General features: G+C 72.7%; 14 protein-coding genes. 5 read left to right on the top strand and 9 right to left on the bottom strand.

Annotated features, from left to right (window positions below):
• The first annotated feature begins 85 nt into the window (after nucleotides 1-85).
• Nucleotides 86-724 carry a TIGR03085 family metal-binding protein gene (locus tag NE234_RS40275; RefSeq protein WP_252786419.1) on the top strand — a complete coding sequence of 213 codons (639 nt, stop codon included), beginning with the start codon at nucleotides 86-88 and terminating at the stop codon, nucleotides 722-724.
• Between the two features lie 181 nt (nucleotides 725-905).
• Here NE234_RS40275 and NE234_RS40270 read toward each other — a convergent pair whose 3' ends face one another.
• Complete coding sequence (locus tag NE234_RS40270) at nucleotides 906-2,378, bottom strand: MFS transporter (protein WP_252786418.1); 1,473 nt, start codon at nucleotides 2,376-2,378, stop codon at nucleotides 906-908.
• Between the two features lie 111 nt (nucleotides 2,379-2,489).
• Here NE234_RS40270 and NE234_RS40265 point away from each other — a divergent pair, with 111 nt between their 5' ends.
• Together NE234_RS40265 and NE234_RS40260 are read left to right on the top strand one after the other, a co-directional pair.
• Nucleotides 2,490-3,461: an Lrp/AsnC family transcriptional regulator gene (locus NE234_RS40265; RefSeq protein WP_252786417.1), complete on the top strand. Its 972-nt coding sequence runs from the start codon at nucleotides 2,490-2,492 to the stop codon at nucleotides 3,459-3,461.
• Between the two features lie 41 nt (nucleotides 3,462-3,502).
• Nucleotides 3,503-4,732 (top strand): HEAT repeat domain-containing protein, encoded by a 1,230-nt coding sequence (locus NE234_RS40260; protein WP_252786416.1) that lies wholly within the window; start codon nucleotides 3,503-3,505, stop codon nucleotides 4,730-4,732.
• Between the two features lie 187 nt (nucleotides 4,733-4,919).
• On the opposite strand, the gene NE234_RS40255 is transcribed toward NE234_RS40260, so the two are convergent.
• Nucleotides 4,920-6,056, bottom strand: coding sequence for an FAD-dependent oxidoreductase (locus NE234_RS40255; protein WP_252786415.1), 1,137 nt, complete (start codon nucleotides 6,054-6,056; stop codon nucleotides 4,920-4,922).
• Nucleotides 6,057-6,158: 102 nt separating this feature from the next.
• Between NE234_RS40255 and NE234_RS40250 the strand changes: the two genes are divergently transcribed.
• Together NE234_RS40250 and NE234_RS40245 are read left to right on the top strand one after the other, a co-directional pair.
• The gene (locus NE234_RS40250) at nucleotides 6,159-6,746 is read left to right on the top strand and encodes a TetR/AcrR family transcriptional regulator (protein WP_252786414.1); all 588 of its coding nucleotides are present in this window, start codon (nucleotides 6,159-6,161) and stop codon (nucleotides 6,744-6,746) included.
• 104 nt (nucleotides 6,747-6,850) lie between these two features.
• Nucleotides 6,851-8,224 (top strand): glutamine synthetase family protein, encoded by a 1,374-nt coding sequence (locus NE234_RS40245; RefSeq protein WP_252786413.1) that lies wholly within the window; start codon nucleotides 6,851-6,853, stop codon nucleotides 8,222-8,224.
• Between the two features lie 141 nt (nucleotides 8,225-8,365).
• Here the strand turns inward: NE234_RS40245 and NE234_RS40240 are convergent, their stop codons facing one another.
• From NE234_RS40240 to priA, 7 genes are all read right to left on the bottom strand, one after another.
• Nucleotides 8,366-9,673, bottom strand: coding sequence for a VCBS repeat-containing protein (locus NE234_RS40240; RefSeq protein WP_252786412.1), 1,308 nt, complete (start codon nucleotides 9,671-9,673; stop codon nucleotides 8,366-8,368).
• Nucleotides 9,674-9,843: 170 nt separating this feature from the next.
• Nucleotides 9,844-10,824, bottom strand: coding sequence for an aldo/keto reductase (locus tag NE234_RS40235; protein ID WP_252786411.1), 981 nt, complete (start codon nucleotides 10,822-10,824; stop codon nucleotides 9,844-9,846).
• A gap of 32 nt (nucleotides 10,825-10,856) precedes the next feature.
• Complete coding sequence (locus NE234_RS40230; protein ID WP_406567136.1) at nucleotides 10,857-12,269, bottom strand: sugar porter family MFS transporter; 1,413 nt, start codon at nucleotides 12,267-12,269, stop codon at nucleotides 10,857-10,859.
• 12 nt (nucleotides 12,270-12,281) lie between these two features.
• On the bottom strand, nucleotides 12,282-13,328 hold the full coding sequence (locus NE234_RS40225; protein WP_252786409.1) for a glucose 1-dehydrogenase: 1,047 nt from the start codon (nucleotides 13,326-13,328) through the stop codon (nucleotides 12,282-12,284).
• A 345-nt stretch (nucleotides 13,329-13,673) separates the two neighbouring features.
• Nucleotides 13,674-14,426, bottom strand: a complete 753-nt coding sequence (hisF, locus tag NE234_RS40220) for an imidazole glycerol phosphate synthase subunit HisF (protein WP_252786408.1) — start codon at nucleotides 14,424-14,426, stop codon at nucleotides 13,674-13,676.
• Nucleotides 14,423-14,827 carry a RidA family protein gene (locus NE234_RS40215; protein WP_252786407.1) on the bottom strand — a complete coding sequence of 135 codons (405 nt, stop codon included), beginning with the start codon at nucleotides 14,825-14,827 and terminating at the stop codon, nucleotides 14,423-14,425. Before NE234_RS40215 ends, hisF begins: the two co-directional genes overlap by 4 nt.
• Nucleotides 14,824-15,552: a bifunctional 1-(5-phosphoribosyl)-5-((5-phosphoribosylamino)methylideneamino)imidazole-4-carboxamide isomerase/phosphoribosylanthranilate isomerase PriA gene (priA, locus tag NE234_RS40210; protein ID WP_406567135.1), complete on the bottom strand. Its 729-nt coding sequence runs from the start codon at nucleotides 15,550-15,552 to the stop codon at nucleotides 14,824-14,826. Before priA ends, NE234_RS40215 begins: the two co-directional genes overlap by 4 nt.
• Nucleotide 15,553: the final 1 nt, after the last annotated feature.

Below are 15,553 nucleotides of genomic sequence, written 5' to 3'. Positions count from 1 at the left end.
GCAGATAGTGGGGCCGATAATCCCTATCACGCGACAACGACGGGTTATTCCGCCCTACGGGGAAGAGCGGGCCTACCATCGCCAGATGGGGAACCAGAACTGGGCGCGCGCCGAGCGCCACGCCCTCAGCGACGCCCTGATCCAGGCCGGTCCCGACGCGCCCACCCTCTGCCAGGGCTGGACCACCGGCGACCTGGCCGCCCACCTCGTCGTCCGGGAGCACCGGCCCGACTCCGCCCCGGGCGTCATGATCCCGCTCCTGGCGGGCTACACCGAGAAGGTACGCCTCGGGGTCCGCGACGCCACGCCGTACGCCGACCTGGTCGCGCGCTTCCGGGCCGGGCCGCCGGCCTGGTCGCCGTTCACGCTGGCGGCCGTCGACGCCGCGGCCAACACCACCGAGTACTTCGTCCACCACGAGGACGTGCGCCGCGCCGGTGAGGGCTGGGAGCCGCGTGAGCTGCCCGAGGCGTTCGAGGAGCAGCTGTGGCGGCGGCTGGGGATGGCCCGGCTCGTCCTGCGGCGGCTGCCCGTGGAGATCACCCTGGTGGACCCGGCCGGCCGCACCCGGCGCGTCACCAAGGGCGGCAGGCTGGTCCGGGTGCACGGCAGGCCGAGCGAGCTGACGCTGTGGGCCCTCGGCCGCAAGGACGCCGCGCGGGTCGAGCTGACGGGCGAGGCCGAGGCGGTCAACGTCCTGAGCCAGGGCCGCTGGCGCCTGTGACCCCGCCCGCCGGCTCCGGCCGGCCCGCGGCGGCCGAGGCTCCGCCCAGGCCACGGCTCCGGCCGGCCTCCGGTCAAGCCACGGTCCGCCGAAGCGCCGGTCGGGCCAGGGTCCGCCGAAGCGCCGGTCGGGCCAGGGTCCGGCGACGCTCCGTCGAGGCCGTAGGCCGCCCCGGCTGCGGTCAGGCCGCGGCCTTCTCCCGCCGCGGCTCCGGCCGTACGGTCCGCCGTGGCGGCCGCACGAGCGCCAGGACGACGATCCCGGCCGCGATGCCCAGCCCCGCCGAGACGGCGTAGACCTCGTTCAGCCCCGAGGCGACGGCCGCGCGGACGATCGGCAGCCGGGGTGCCTGTCCGCCGCTCGCCGCGCCGGCCATCGCGTGCGGATCCGCGACGTGCCCGGTCAGCACGTGCTCGATCCGGCCGCGGAAGACGATGCCGAGCACGGCGATGCCGAGGGCGTACCCGAGCTGCCGGAACGTGTTGAGGGCACCCCCGGCCATCCCGCCGCGCTCGGGCGGGACCGCGCCCATCGCCGCCGCCGACAGGACGGGGATGGCCGCCCCGACCCCGACGCCGCCGACGATCAGCCCCGGGATGATCGCGGTCGAGGTGGACCCGGCGTCCAGGACGGCCTGCAGGCCCGAGCCGGCGCCGATCAGCAGCAGCCCGATCCCGATGCTCAGCCGGGGCGGGACGCCGTGCAGCAGCCGTGCCCCGGCGGCGGACACCAGGAAGGACGCCAGGGCGAGCGGGATGAGGGCCGCCCCGGCCCGTACCGGCCCGAGACCCAGGGTGCCCTGCAGCCACAGGGAGGTGAACGCCAGGCAGGCGAACGCCGAGGCCATCAGGAGGGCGCCGGCGATCAGCACGGCGACGAACGACCGGTTGCGGAACAGGCCGAGGTCGAGCAGCGGGTGCGGAGTCCGCCTCTCGACCACGACGAAGACGGCCAGGGTGACGGCGGCCAGGGCGAACATCGTGAGCGGCGTCGCGGCGGTGAAGCCGTCGTCGCCCGCACGGATGAGCCCGTAGGTCAGGGCGCCGGCGCAGGCCGTGAAGGACGTCATCCCCGGCAGGTCGATCCGCGCCCGGCCGGTCCGCCGGGACTCTCCGACGACGGCGAGCGTGAGCACGATCGCGATGACGGTCACCGGCAGGTTGACCAGGAAGATGGACCGCCAATTCACGTGCTGGGTGAGCAGGCCGCCGAGGATCGGGCCGCCCGCCGCGGCCAGACCGTTGACCGCGCCCCAGACGCCGAACGCGACGCCCCGGTCCCGGCCCTGATAGGTGCTGTTCAGGAGCGCCAGGGTCGTGGTGAACATGGCCGCGCCGCCCACGCCCTGGACGCCGCGCGCGGCGATGAGGGTCGCGGCGTTCGGCGCCAGTCCGCAGGCGAGGGAGGCGGCGGCGAACAGTACGAGCCCCGCGACGTACACCCTGCGCGCCCCGAACAGGTCCGCCACCGATCCGGCGCCCAGCAGGAGCGCGGCCAGGGCGAGCGCGTAGATGTCCAGCACCCACTGCAGGGCCGAGAACGACGCGTGGAGGCTCCTGGCCATTCCGGGCAGCGCAACGGTCACGATCGTGACGTCGACGAGCAGCATGAAGGCCCCGAGGCAGACCGCCACGAGGGGCCACCATTTGCGCATGTGAGGTTTCCTTCCGGTCGATGGGGAGGTCCTCACCTTCGCCACCGTGGGAAGGATTCTCCAGCCGGAGGCCGCCATCTGGCGTTTATCGACACGGGATACGGTCGTGCGGTGAAATATCCCACGCTCGACGAGCTGGACCGTCACCTCGTCCACGCGCTGCAGCTCGACGGCCGGGCCCCGTTCAGCAAGATCGGCGAGGTGCTCGGGGTCTCCGACCAGACGGTCGCCCGCCGCTACCGGCGGCTCCGCACGGCCGGGGCGCTGCGCGTCGTCGGGGCCGTCGACCCGCTCCGGGTCGGCCTGGTCTCCTGGGCCATCCGGCTCCGGGCCACACCGGACGCGGCCGGCGCGATCGCCACCGCGCTCGCCCGGCGCCCGGACACCTACTGGGTCCACCTGCTCTCCGGCGGCACGGAGATCGCCTGCGGGACGATGAGCCGCACGCCGGAGGAGCGCGCCGACCTGCTGCTGCAGAAGCTGCCGCGCACGGGCCGCGTGTCGTCGGTCACCGCGCACGCGCTCCTGCACCAGTTCGTGGGCGGCCCGATCGGTTGGGCGGGCGCCCGATCGCTGCCCCCGGAGCAGGCCGAGCGCCTCCGGCCGGACCCGCCGGTGCCGGGTGACGAACCGGTCGCGCTCAGCCAGGCCGACTACGCGCTGCTGGCGGCGCTGTCCGTCGACGGGCGCGCCGGCCACGCGGAGCTGGCCTCCGCCACCGGATGGTCGCAGTCCACGGTCCGGCGGCGCATGGATCAGCTCCGCCGGGCCGGTGTGCTGTTCTACGACCTGGACCTGCCGGCGGAGCTGTTCGGCTACCCGGTCGAGGCCCGGCTGTGGCTGTCGGTCGAGCCGTCCCGGCTCGCGGCCGCCGGCGAGGCCCTGGCCGGGCACTCCGAAGTGGCCTTCGCGGCGGCCACCACGGGCCCGACCAACCTGCTGGTCGCCGTGACGTGCCGGGACCCGCGCCATCTCTACCGGTACCTGACCGAGCGGGTCGGCGCGCTGGAGGGCGTCCGTCACGTGGAGACCGCGCCGGTGATCCGTACGGTCAAAGGAGCGGGCGCGACTCTGTTCCCGTAATTGGCTTGCCCGATTTGTGGTCGAGTGCGCATCCTGCAGCAGTGGAACCCATCGTCATTCACCCGGCGGAGTCACTGCACGGCCGCCTGCAGCGCGGCCGGGGCTGCGCCGCACGCCGTGCCGCCGGCACGCCCGGCGCGCGCGACCTCGTCTACGACTGCGTGAGCCGCGATCCTCGATGGGACACCCTTGAGGAGCGTGGACTCTACTACGCGCGGCTGATCCTCGACCTGGAGCTGGAGATCGGCCCCATAGTCGAACACATATTCGATCCCGTCGATCGCTTGGACACCGAGCCGGACCGCACCACCCTGGCCCTGGACGTCCTGTCCCATCTCGTCCGCCTCGGCCGGCGGGAGGCCGCCGTGCCGCTGCGCCGGTACGCCGCCGAGGGCGAGAACTGGTACACCGCCCTGCAGTCCCTCGTCGAGCTCGACGACCCGGTCCTGGCGGAGGGGCTCGACGAGGTCGCGGCGGCCCGCTGCGACGACCGCGCCCTCGCCTGGCTGTGCGGGGTGGACGGGGCGGTCACCCGGATGTGGGCCCGCCGCCAGCCGAGGATCGCCGCCGCCCGCAGACCGGAACAACGCCCGCACGAGCCGAGACCCTCGCTCACCGGCCGCTCCGACGCCGAGCTGGCCGCGCTCGTCCGCGCGGACGGCGAGGGCGCGACCGGCGCCATCCTCGAACTCGGCCGCCGCCGCAGCCCCCTGATCCTCGACCTGGCCGAGGAGCTCCTGCCGGGCGGCGCCTACGACGGCCCCCTGTGCCGCGCCGTACGCGACCTGGGTCCCGTCGCCCTGGGCCGCGCCCGCCTGTGGGCCGCGGAACAGCGGTCCTACCAGGACGTCGGCATGGACGTGCTGGCCGCGCACGGAACGGAGTCCGACGCCCCGCCGCTCCTGGAGGCACTCGAGACGGCCCTGGACGAGGAGGACTGGGACCTGGCCGCGGTGCCCGCCGACGGGCTCGGCCGCCTGCGATCCCGGCCCGCGATCCCGCTGCTGCTGTACGGCTGGGAGGAGAGCGCCTCGTCGGGGCTGCGCGCCAACCTGCTCGGCGCGCTGGCCAGGATCGACGCGCACGTCGCGGAGCCGTACCTGGTGGAGGCCCTGTGGGACTGCGAGAGCGGCGCGCGCCGCGTCGCCGCCGGGGCGGTGCCCCTCGACGGCGCGACGCAGGCCCGGCTGCGCCGGCTCCGCCACGAGGACGCCGAGGAACCCGCCGTGCGCGCCGCGGCCGCCGAGCGCCTGCCCGGCCCTCTGAACTGAACCGCGGCGCGGCCGCCCGGCTTCGCGGCCGTCCGTGGCCGCCCCGGCTTCCCGGGCGCCCCCGGCCCCGGCTCCGGCCGGCCGCAGGGCGCCCCGGCCTCGCAGCCGTCCGCAAGGCGTCCCCGGCTCCGCGGCCGCCAGCAGGACGCCCCGGAATCGCGGCCGTCCGCCGGCCGCGCCCGTGCCCTCAGCGGCCCACCGCGAGCTCGGACAGCCGCATCGCCAGCCTCCGCCGTACCGCCGCGTTGTGTCCGGCCACCGTCAGCAGGGTGTTGCGCACGGCGCGGGCGGCGGGTCCGCCGGCGGTGGCGGCGCGGGTCATCCGGTCGGTCATCGCCACGACGTCGAGGGCCACCGGGCGCCGCGCGTCCTCGTAGCCGTCCTCGGCGCCGTCGGCGAGACGGCGGGCCAGGTCCACCGCGTCCTGGATTCCGGTGTTCATCCCCTGGCCGCCGGCCGGGCTGTGCACGTGGGCGGCGTCGCCGGCGAGGAAGATCCGCCCGGCCCGGTAGTGGCCGGCCATCCGGTGGTGCACCCGGAACCGCGAGCTCCACACGACGTCGTGGACGCGCGCCGGGGCGGACCGCGGGCCCCGGGCGGCGAGCAGGCCGCGCACGTCGGCGACGTCGGGGTGCTCGGGGGCGTCGTCAACGGTGGCGACGACCCGGTGCCGGCCTCCCGGTAGCGGGGCCACCACGACCAGCCCGTCCGGGGAGAAGAACAGCTGGACCTCGTCGCCCGGCAGGTCCCACTCCAGGTGGACGTCGGCGAGCACGAACGACTGCGGGTAGGCGTCGCCGGTGAAGCCGATACCGGCCTGCTCGCGGACGACGCTGTGCATCCCGTCGGCGCCGACGACGTACCGCGCCCGTACGGTGGCCCCGTCGGCCAGCCGCACGGTGGCGCCCTCCGCGTCGCCCGTCACCGCGGTCACCTCACGGCCCCGGTGGACGTCGCCGCCGAGCGCCCGCAGGCGCCGGAGCAGGACCTCCTCGGTGGTGCTCTGCGGCACCATCAGCGTGTACGGGTGCGCGCTCGGCAGCCCGCCGAAGTCGATCCTCATGAGCGTCCGGTCCCGGTCCCGGACCGTGAACGTCGGGACGATCACCCCGCGCTCGACGAGCTCGCCGCTGACCTCCAGCGGCTCGAGGACCTCCAGGGTCCGGGCGTGGACCACGGCGGCGCGGGAGGTGTTCGCCCCCTCCGCCGCCTTGTCCAGCAGCACGACGTCCTTGCCCCGGTCGGTCAGGGACGCGGCCAGGGCGAGGCCGGTGGGGCCGGCGCCGACGATGGCGACCTCGGTGGTGTCGGGAAGCTTCGGCATGGTGACCTCCCACGGTCAACAAGTGATGGCCAACGCCTGTTGGCAAGACAGTAACCCCTCAGGACGGACTTTGCCAACAGGCGTTGGCCTACACTTGGTGGCATGGCTTTCACCGCTCGCTCCCAGGAGACCCGCGCGACGATCCTCGCCGCGGCGCGCCGCCGCTTCGCCGCCGACGGCTACGAGCGGGCGACCGTCCGCGCCATCGCCGCCGACGCGGGCATCGACCCGTCGATGGTCATCCGCTACTACGGGTCGAAGGAGGGGCTGTTCGCCGCGGCGGTCGACGTCGACCTGCGGCTTCCGGACCCGGCCGGGCTCCCCGCCGACCGGGTCGGCGAGGTCTTCGCCCGTCACTTCCTCGGGCTGTGGGAGGACGGGGAGTCCGGGGAGGTGCTGCGGGTGCTCCTCCGGACCGCCGTCACGAACGAGGGCGCGGCCGAGCGCATGCGCACCATCTTCGCCACCCAGGTCGCGAGGGCACTCGGCCCGTCGGTCGAGGACGGTCCCACCCGCGCCGCCCTCGTCGCGAGCCAGATGCTCGGCGTCGCCCTGTGCCGTTACGTCCTGGCACTGCCGCCGCTCGTCGCCCTGGACGTCGAGACGCTCGTCGCCGACCTGGCCCCCACGGTCCAGCGGTACATCGGCACGCCCCCGGACCTGACGAGACCCCCGGCGTCACCGGCCTGACGAACCCGCCGGCGCTACCGGCCTGACGGGCCGGCGGCGTCACCGACCGGATGGGTCCGCCCGTGTTACTGGCCTGGCGGGCCCACCCGTGTTACGCCATAGCTATGGGCGCCAGCAGAAGGCGGGACGACCGGGTGGCGGCACACGTCACGGAACGGGTCGAAACCGGCCGGATCGACCTCATCCGATTCCTCTACGCCGACCATGGCGGTGTCATTCGCGGCAAGGCCGCCGCCGGGCCGCGGATCGCCGAGAGGCTCCACACCGGCATCGGGCACACGGTTGCCATGATGGCCATGACCATGCTCGACACGCTCCAGCCGGTCGAGGGCATGGGCCCCGTCGGGGAGGTCCGCATCCTGCCCGATCCCTCGACCTTCACGCCGCTCCCCTACGCTCCCGGCTCGGCCGTGATGCTGTCGGACCTCGCCCAGCCCGACGGCGGGCCGTGGGCGGCGTGCCCGCGCACGTTCCTCAAACAGGCCGTCGCCGAGCTGGCGGACGCCGGTTACTCCCTCCTCGCGGCGTTCGAACCGGAGTTCACGCTGGGCCGCCGGACGCCGGCCGACCAGGGCCCGGACCGGCTCGTCCCCATCGACGACAGCCTGTGCTACTCGGCCACCGGTTTCCACGCCGCGCACGACTTCGCCGTCGAACTGCTCCACGCCCTGGAGGCCCAGGGCATGCGCGTCGAGCACTACCACCCCGAACTCGGGCACGGGCAGCAGGAGATGTCCATCCGGCCCGCGTCGGCCCTGCGCGCCGCCGACAACCACGTGCTCTACCGCGAGACCGTAAGGGCCGTGGCGATGCGGCAGGGGCTGTGGGCCTCGCTCGCGCCGAAGCCGATCCCCGATCAGCCGGGCAACGGCTGCCACCTGCACCTGTCGCTGTGGTCCGGCGACCGCAACGTCTTCCACGACCCGGCGGGGGCGTACGGGCTGTCGAACGAGGGCCGCTGGTTCCTCGGCGGCCTCCTCGCGCACCTGCCCGCCCTGACGGCCCTCACCTCCGGCACCGTCAACGGCTTCCGCCGGCTCACGCCGCGGTCGTGGGCCAGCGCGTACGCCTGTTACGGGGTGGACAACCGCGAGGCCGCCGTGCGGATCTGCTCGCCGATGCGCGACGCGGCCGAGGAGAGCACCAACCTGGAGCTGAAGCCGTCGGACTCCTCTGCCAACCCGTACCTCTCGCTCGGGGCGGTCATCCACGCGGGCCTGGACGGCCTCCGGTCCAAGACCGAACCCGGCGCGGCCGTCGACGTCGATCCCGACACCCTCCCCGAGGACGGCCGGCCGCCCCGCCTGCCCTCGTCCCTCGGCGAGGCGCTGGACGCCCTGGAGGCCGACGACCTGCTCATGACGGCCCTCGGCCCGCTGCGCGGCGCCGCCTACCTGGCCGTCAAGCGCGCGGACGTGGAGGCCTTCGCCGAAAGAGACGCGGACTACGAGTGCCATCACCACTTCACGAAATTCTGAGCTGCGATCGCTGGAGAGCCCACCGAATTCGCCGGACAGCACCGCGCCCACAGGCGCCGCCGAGACGCTCACAGATCACTGGCGTCCGCTGCGCTCTTAAGGCAGCGGACGCCAGTGATTCGGGCTCACCTGGAAGACCTATCAGTGTGCCTGCGTCAACGGCTGCGCCGCTCCCGCGTGGATCCTGGCGGTTCCGGTGGGTGACAGGTCCGTGACCGTGTAGGCGATGGCGGCCCCTTCGGGAGTCACGGTCCACAGACCGGGTGTGCCGCTGTCGCCGAAGACGGCCGCCTGGAACGTGCTGAGCGTCGCGCCGGTGTTCCATCCCCCGGCGATCTTGTACTGGGTGTACTCGATGGTCCCGGTGGAGTCACCGTTGTCGTGAATGCCGACCTTCTCCCACAGGTAGAGGTCTCCCGTGGAGGGTTTCCACAGGTACATCGCCGTTCCCGACGCCAGCCGCGTGGTGGTCATCTTCCAGTTCTGCCAATCGGGGGTGCCGTCCGGCGTGTTCGTGTGGATGAAGAACTGGGGGGCCGCATCCAGCATGCCGAACGACCGGTTGGCGTAGTAGTCGAGGTAGTAGCCGTTGTCCGCGTCGCCGGATATCGCGATGAGGTCATCGCCGGATCCGTCCACATGGCGGGAGTCGTAGGCGTTGGCGAACTGGACCGGGTTGTCGTTGTTGTAGTCGGCCAGATAGACGTTCTTCTGATTGCCCGAATATGGGTACACCACGGTGCCGTCGCCGCTCCCGCCCAGCAACGCCGCTACGCCGTTGCGGAGGCCGGAGGGGTAATACACGAGGAAGTCCTGGAAACCGTCACCGAAGTAATCACCCACGACGACCTGTCCGCCGTCGAAGTCGGCTGGGTCCGGCCCGGAGCCGAACCCGGCACCCAGTGCGCCGATGTCGGAGGCGGGCGTACTGACCCGGCCGGCCGTCCTGTCCTTTACTCCGCGCGCGAGCCAGAGCCCGGACGCCAGACCGGGCGTGCCGCCGACCGTGACCAGGTCGGGCACTCCGTCCCCGTTGATGTCCTGGTTCGCCGCCGGGGGGACGCTCTCCGCGAAGAACTGCTCCGACACCGTGTCGCTCTGGCTGCCGTCGGCTGCCACGGCGGTGACCTTCAAAGTCCCGACCCGCCCGGTCGGCGTGATCGAGATCTGCGCCGTTCCCACCGTCGCGCGTACCGTGACGGTCGCCTGGCCGTTCACCTCGTAGTGGTATTCGACCGGTGTCTCTCCGGTGCCCGGAGAAAGTGTCAGGTCGATGGGCGTTGAGGTGTCGAAGGGGCCTGGGACGACGCCCTGGTAGTCGGCCGGCCAGTTCGGGCCCGAGATGGTCGGGCGGCCAACGACGGTGTCCGCACTCGCGGGGATCGTCGTCGCGATGACCAGAGCGGCCGCCGCAGGCAGCAACGAAAAGGCGAATCGGTACTTCACCATCGAGTTTCTCCCAGGGGTCCGCGGCCATCTCGGTGGCCGAGCCGGCTCACGTTAGCAGGACCGTCGATATCAAGCGATATCGCGCGGTAAATGGAGAAAAGTGCGGTGTTGACCCGCAGGTGAAGTCCGTGTGGTCGGAGGTGGAGGCCGTCGTGGAGATCGCCTGACCGTCAGGGGCGGATCGGGCCGCGGCCGGCGCAGGTGCGCTCCAGAGCCGCGGTGATCTCGTCCAGGTCCTCCCGGGTCGGCTCCAGGGTCGCGGCGGGGAGCCAGCTGTCGACCTGGTCCGCGTTGCGGGCGCCGACGATCGCGCCGGTCACGCCCGGCCAGGTGAGAGTCCACGCGACTGCGACGGCGGCCTGCGACACGCCGTGCCGCTCGGCGACGGGGCGCAGCGCGTCGGCCAGCGCCAGGTTCACCTCGAGGTCGCTCGTGAAGTCGGGGGAACGCCGCCGCCAGTCGTCCTCGGGCAGCGCCGCGACGCGTTCCCGCGAGAACGCCCCGGTGAGCAGGCCGGACTGCATCGGCGAGTAGACGATCACTCCGGCGTCGTGCCGGACGCACCAGTCGATCTCCGGCGCGGCGGTGCGGTCGATCAGGGAGAACGCCGGCTGGAGGGCGTCGACGTGCGCGATCTGCTCGGCCTGCCCCAGCCGCAGGGCGCTGTGGTTGGACAGGCCGATCGCCCGGACCTTCCCCTCCCGTCGCAGCTCCGCCATGGTCTCCCAGTACATGGCGATCGGTATGCCCTCACCGGGTGGCTGATGGACCTGGTAGAGGTCGATCCGCTCGACCCGGAGCCGCCGCAGCGACTCCTCGACCTCGCGGCGGATCGTCTCGGGGCGGGCGACGCGGCTCACGTTCCCGGCCTCGTCCCAGAGCAATCCGCACTTGGTGAAGACGTACGGGCGGTCGGCGACGCCCTGGAGCGCCGCGGCGACGACCTCCTCGGAGTGCCCGAGCCCGTAGACCGCCGCCGTGTCGATCCAGTTGACGCCCTGGTCGATGGCGCGCCGGATCGCGGCGATCGACTCCTCGTCGCTCTGCGGCCCCCAGCCGTACGCCCACGACCCCCCGGCCGCCCAGGCGCCGAAGCCGACGCGTGTGATCCTCATGTCGGTCGTTCCCAGGCGGGCCGTGGGCAGGGTCATGGTCCGCTCCTCGTCGGTCGGTCCTCCGGGCGTCAGCCCATCTCCTCCAGTTTCTTGCCCTTGGTCTCGCGCACGTACCTGACCACGAAGAACACCGACAGCAGGGCGAAGACCGAGTACCCGATGTACGCCCCGGACAGGCTCCACTCGGACAGGCTCGGGAAGGTCACCGTGACCAGCCAGTTGGCGATCCACTGGGCCGCGACGGCCACCGCCATCGCCGCCGCCCGTACGCGGTTCGGGAAGATCTCGCCGAGCATCACCCAGACGACCACGCCCCACGACAGCGCGAAGAACAGCACGTACGTGTGCGCGGCCACGAGCGCGACCATGCCGTGCGAGTGCGGGATGTGGACGTCGGTGCCGCCCGTTTTGTGCGCGGCGCTGAACGCCCAGGCCATGATCGCCAGGGAGATCGTCATGCCGACGGAACCGATCAGGGCGAGCGGCTTACGGCCGATCCGGTCGACGAACATGATCGCGATCAGCGTGCCGAGGATGTTGATGATCGAGGTGGAGAGGCTGATCAGCAGGGAGTTGGTCTGGGAGATGCCGACCGAGTGCCACAGCGACGCCGAGTAGTAGAAGATCACGTTGATGCCGACGAACTGCTGCAGCACGGACAGCGCGATGCCGATCCACACGATCGGCAGCAGGCCGAGGGCGGGGCCGCGCAGGTCGCGGATCGACGGCTTGTGCTCGGAGCGCAGGACCCCCTGGATCTCCCCGATCCGGGCGTCCAGGTCGGTGTGCTCGCCCTCGACCTCCGCGAGGACCTTCCGGGCCCTCTTGAGCCGGTTGTTCGCCACCAGGTAGCGCGGCGACTCGGGGATGACCAGGGTGACGACGAGGAAGATCAGGGCGGGCAGGGCCGCGACGCCCAGCATCCACTGCCAGGCCTCGATGCCCACCAGGTGGCCCCGGACCTGACCGCCGGCGAACGAGGCGATCCCGAAGTTGACGAGCTGGGAGATCGCGATGCCGAGGACGATCGCGAGCTGCTGGAAGGACGCGAGCCGCCCGCGGTAGGCGGGCGGCGCGATCTCGGCGATGTAGGTCGGGGAGACCACCGAAGCCATCCCGATGGCGATGCCGCCGATGATCCGCCAGCCGGCCAGCTCCCAGTCGGCGAACGGGAACATCGAGCCGACCGCGCTGATCACGAACAGCAGCGCGGACAGCCGCATCACGAGGATGCGGCCGCGCAGGTCGGCGAGCTTGCCGGCCACCGCCGCCCCGGCGGCGGAGCCCAGCAGGGCCGACGACACGATCAGGCCGGTGACGCCGGCCCCGACGTGGAAGTGACCCTTGATACCGTCCACGGCTCCGTTGATGACGGCGCTGTCATACCCGAACAGGAACCCGCCGAGGGCGGCGGCCGCGCTGATGAAGACCACATGCGCGAGCGTGTGTTCCTGCCGGGCGGCGGGAGCTTGAATGGTCATTTTCATCCCGATCTACAGGTCGATGACGACTTTCACGTCGTCGTCGCTGCCGGCCCGGAGCGCTTCGGGCGCCCGGTCGAGGGGCAGCCGGTTGGTGATGAGTTGGGCGAGCCACGACCGGTCCGCGCGGCCGAGGGCCTCGACGGCCAGCCGGTAGTGGCGGTGATTGGCGTTGACCGAGCCGAAGACGGCGGCGTTGCGCAAGACGACCTGCCGGTTCAGCTCGCCGGCGTCGACCTCCGCCGGGTGGCCCGCGCGCGAGACGCCGGTCAGGCACACGACGCTCGCCGCCGCCTCCGCGATCGCGTCCATGACGAGCGGGGCGGCGCCGGTGGCCTCGATGACGATGTCCGGCCGCGTCTTCGCGGCGACATCGGTGAGGGAGCCGGTGTGGTACGTGCCGCCGAGGTTCGCGACGATCTTCGGCTTCACGCCCCCGGTGACCCGGTCGAGCACGTGGACGTCGAGCCCGCGCTGGGCGCCCAGCAGGGCGGCCAGCAGCCCGATCGGGCCCGCCCCGGTGACCAGGACCCGGCGGGGTTCGAACCACGCCCGCTCGCCGATGCGCTCGACGTGGTCCCAGGCCTTCGCCACGACGGTCGTCGGCTCCAGCAGCACGCCGAGGTCCCCCAGCGCCGGATCGACGCGGATCGCGTAGTCGGCCTCGACCGTCCATCGCTCGGACCCGAAGCCGTGCAGCTGCTTGATCCCGCGCTCGGTGTACCGGCCGTTGCGGCACATGTCGAACTCCCCGTGCGCGCAGGCGCCGCACGGCACCGGGTCCGGCCGCCGGACGATGCCGACGACGAGGTCGCCCGGAGTGAAGCCGCTGCCCTCCGGGGCCTCCCGTACCCGGCCCAGCGACTCGTGCCCGATGATCAGACGCTCGTCGCCGGGAGGCGCGTCGCCGAAGTCGCCGGAGACGATCTCCCGATCGGTGCCGCAGACGCCGAGGGCGACACCCTCGACGAGGAGTTCGCCCTCGCCCCGCGTGGGCTCGGGGACCTCGCTCACCTCGAGCGACCCTGCCGTCAGCGGCACCATCGTAAGAGCGCGCATGATCATCTCCTACTCAGAGCCGTCGCCCGTCCCCCAGGACGACCGCGGCCCGAATGTCCGGAATGTGGATTCGCGGCAACCGTACACACATCATGCGTGATCGAATCGCCACGGACCGCACACGAGGCCGGACGTCCTGAAACACCCGGTGACCGGGTGAATCGCCGGACACCGGGTGCTCAGGCCGCTCCTGGAGGACACGTCCCACCTTTGCCCCGATCAAAGGTGAACATGCTTCACGGAAGCGCATTCGAGACGTACGTCACCGCCGCCCGCCCCCGTGCGCTCGGGGAACACGTCATGGACGGGCGCGGTGAACGGCCGGAGGGTGCGGAGGACCGGCGGTCAGCGGACCGGGTGGCCGGCCCGGCGCAGGGACTCCTTGACGTCGCCGATCCGGAGGTCGCCGAAGTGGAACACGCTGGCGGCGAGCACCGCGTCGGCGCCCGCGTCGATCGCGGGGGCGAAGTGCTCGATCGCGCCCGCTCCCCCGCTCGCGATGACCGGGACGCTCACCACCGCGCGCACCGCGCGCAACATCTCCAGGTCGAAGCCGTTCTTCGTGCCGTCGGCGTCCATGGAGTTGAGCAGGATCTCCCCGACGCCCAGCTCCTCGCCGCGCCGCGCCCACTCGATCGCGTCGATGCCGGTGCCGCGCCTTCCCCCGTGCGTGGTGACCTCGAAGCCGGACTCCGTGCGGCGGGCGTCCACCGACAGCACGACGCACTGCGAGCCGAACCGATGCGCCGCCTCCCGCAGGAACTCCGGCCGGGCGATCGCCGCGGTGTTGATCGACACCTTGTCCGCTCCGGCCCGCAGCAGCCGGTCGACGTCGTCCACGGTACGGACGCCGCCGCCGACCGTCAGCGGGATGAACACCTGCTCGGCCGTACGGCGGACGACCTCGTACGTCGTGTCGCGCCCCGCGCTGGAGGCGGTGATGTCGAGGAAGGTGAGCTCGTCGGCGCCCTCGGCGTCGTAGCGCCGGGCCAGTTCGACCGGGTCGCCGGCGTCCCGGAGGTTCTCGAAGTTGACCCCCTTGACCACCCGTCCGGCGTCGACGTCCAGGCAGGGGATCACCCGAACCGCCACGGTCATGCGCTCTCTCCGTCCTGGAGCGCCTCGCAGTAGGCGTCCACCTCGATCTCCACCAGCATCCGGTGATCGATGAACCGGGAGACCTCGATCATCGTCGCGGCCGGGCGGACCTCGCCGAAGAGCTCACGGTGCGCCCGGCCCACGGCCTCGGCGTCGCCGATGTCCCGGACGTACATGCGCGTCCGTACGACGTCCTCCACCGAGGCGCCGGCCTTCTCCACCGCCTCCAGGGCGATGCCGAACGCGGTCTTCGTCTGGCCGTACGCGTCGTTCTCGTGCAGCACCTCGCCGTCCACGGTGGAGGTGCAGCCCGCGACGAGCACCCAGGGGCCGGCGACGACCGCCCGGCAGTATCCGACGACGTCCTCCCAGGGACCGCCGGAGGGGATCCGCTTGATCACGCGACCGCTCCCACCGTGGCCAGGGCCTCCTCCAGGGTGAACGCGCCGGCGTACAGGGCCTTGCCGACGATGGCGCCCTCGACGCCGACCGGCACCAGCTCGGCGAGGGCGCGCAGGTCGTCCAGGGACGAGACGCCGCCCGAGGCGACGACCGGGCGGTCGGTACGGGCGCAGACCTCCCGGAGCAGGTCGGTGTTGGGACCCCGCAGGGTGCCGTCCTTGGTCACGTCGGTGAGGACGTAGCGCGGGCAGCCGTCGGCCTCCAGGCGGTCCAGCACCTCCCACAGGTCGCCGCCCTCGCGGGTCCAGCCCCGCGCGGCGAGGGTCGTGCCGCGCACGTCCAGCCCCACCGCGATCCGGTCGCCGTACTCGGCGATGATCTTCCGGCACCAGTCGGGGTTCTCCAGCGCGGCGGTGCCGATGTTGACGCGCGCGCAGCCGGTCGCCAGCGCGGCCGCGAGCGACTCGTCGTCGCGGATCCCGCCGGACAGCTCGACCTTGACGTCCAGCTTGCCGGTCACCGCGGCGAGCAGGTCGCGGTTGGAACCCCGGCCGAAGGCGGCGTCGAGGTCCACCAGGTGGATCCACTCCGCGCCCGCGCTCTGCCAGGCCAGGGCCGCCTCGATGGGCTCCCCGTAGGACGTCTCGGTGCCGGCCTCGCCCTGCACCAGGCGGACCGCCTGGCCGTCCGCGACGTCGACGGCGGGCAACAGGACTAGGGACATG

This window comes from Actinoallomurus rhizosphaericola (assembly GCF_024055675.1).
GTDB classification, from domain to species: Bacteria; Actinomycetota; Actinomycetes; order Streptosporangiales; family Streptosporangiaceae; genus Actinoallomurus; species Actinoallomurus soli.
Note: the sequence above shows the minus strand (reverse complement) of the source record. Positions and strands in the feature narration are given on the sequence as shown.

Coding starts and splice junctions, on each gene's coding strand:
- NE234_RS40240 (WP_252786412.1), bottom strand. CDS start 9,673: ATGGTGAAGTACCGATTCGCCTTTTCGTTGCTGCCTGCGGCGGCCGCT.
- NE234_RS40255 (WP_252786415.1), bottom strand. CDS start 6,056: ATGCCGAAGCTTCCCGACACCACCGAGGTCGCCATCGTCGGCGCCGGC.
- NE234_RS40245 (WP_252786413.1), top strand. CDS start 6,851: ATGGGCGCCAGCAGAAGGCGGGACGACCGGGTGGCGGCACACGTCACG.
- NE234_RS40235 (WP_252786411.1), bottom strand. CDS start 10,824: ATGACCCTGCCCACGGCCCGCCTGGGAACGACCGACATGAGGATCACA.
- NE234_RS40270 (WP_252786418.1), bottom strand. CDS start 2,378: ATGCGCAAATGGTGGCCCCTCGTGGCGGTCTGCCTCGGGGCCTTCATG.
- NE234_RS40230 (WP_406567136.1), bottom strand. CDS start 12,269: ATGACCATTCAAGCTCCCGCCGCCCGGCAGGAACACACGCTCGCGCAT.
- NE234_RS40250 (WP_252786414.1), top strand. CDS start 6,159: ATGGCTTTCACCGCTCGCTCCCAGGAGACCCGCGCGACGATCCTCGCC.
- priA (WP_406567135.1), bottom strand. CDS start 15,552: ATGTCCCTAGTCCTGTTGCCCGCCGTCGACGTCGCGGACGGCCAGGCG.
- NE234_RS40225 (WP_252786409.1), bottom strand. CDS start 13,328: ATGCGCGCTCTTACGATGGTGCCGCTGACGGCAGGGTCGCTCGAGGTG.
- NE234_RS40275 (WP_252786419.1), top strand. CDS start 86: ATGGGGAACCAGAACTGGGCGCGCGCCGAGCGCCACGCCCTCAGCGAC.
- hisF (WP_252786408.1), bottom strand. CDS start 14,426: ATGACCGTGGCGGTTCGGGTGATCCCCTGCCTGGACGTCGACGCCGGA.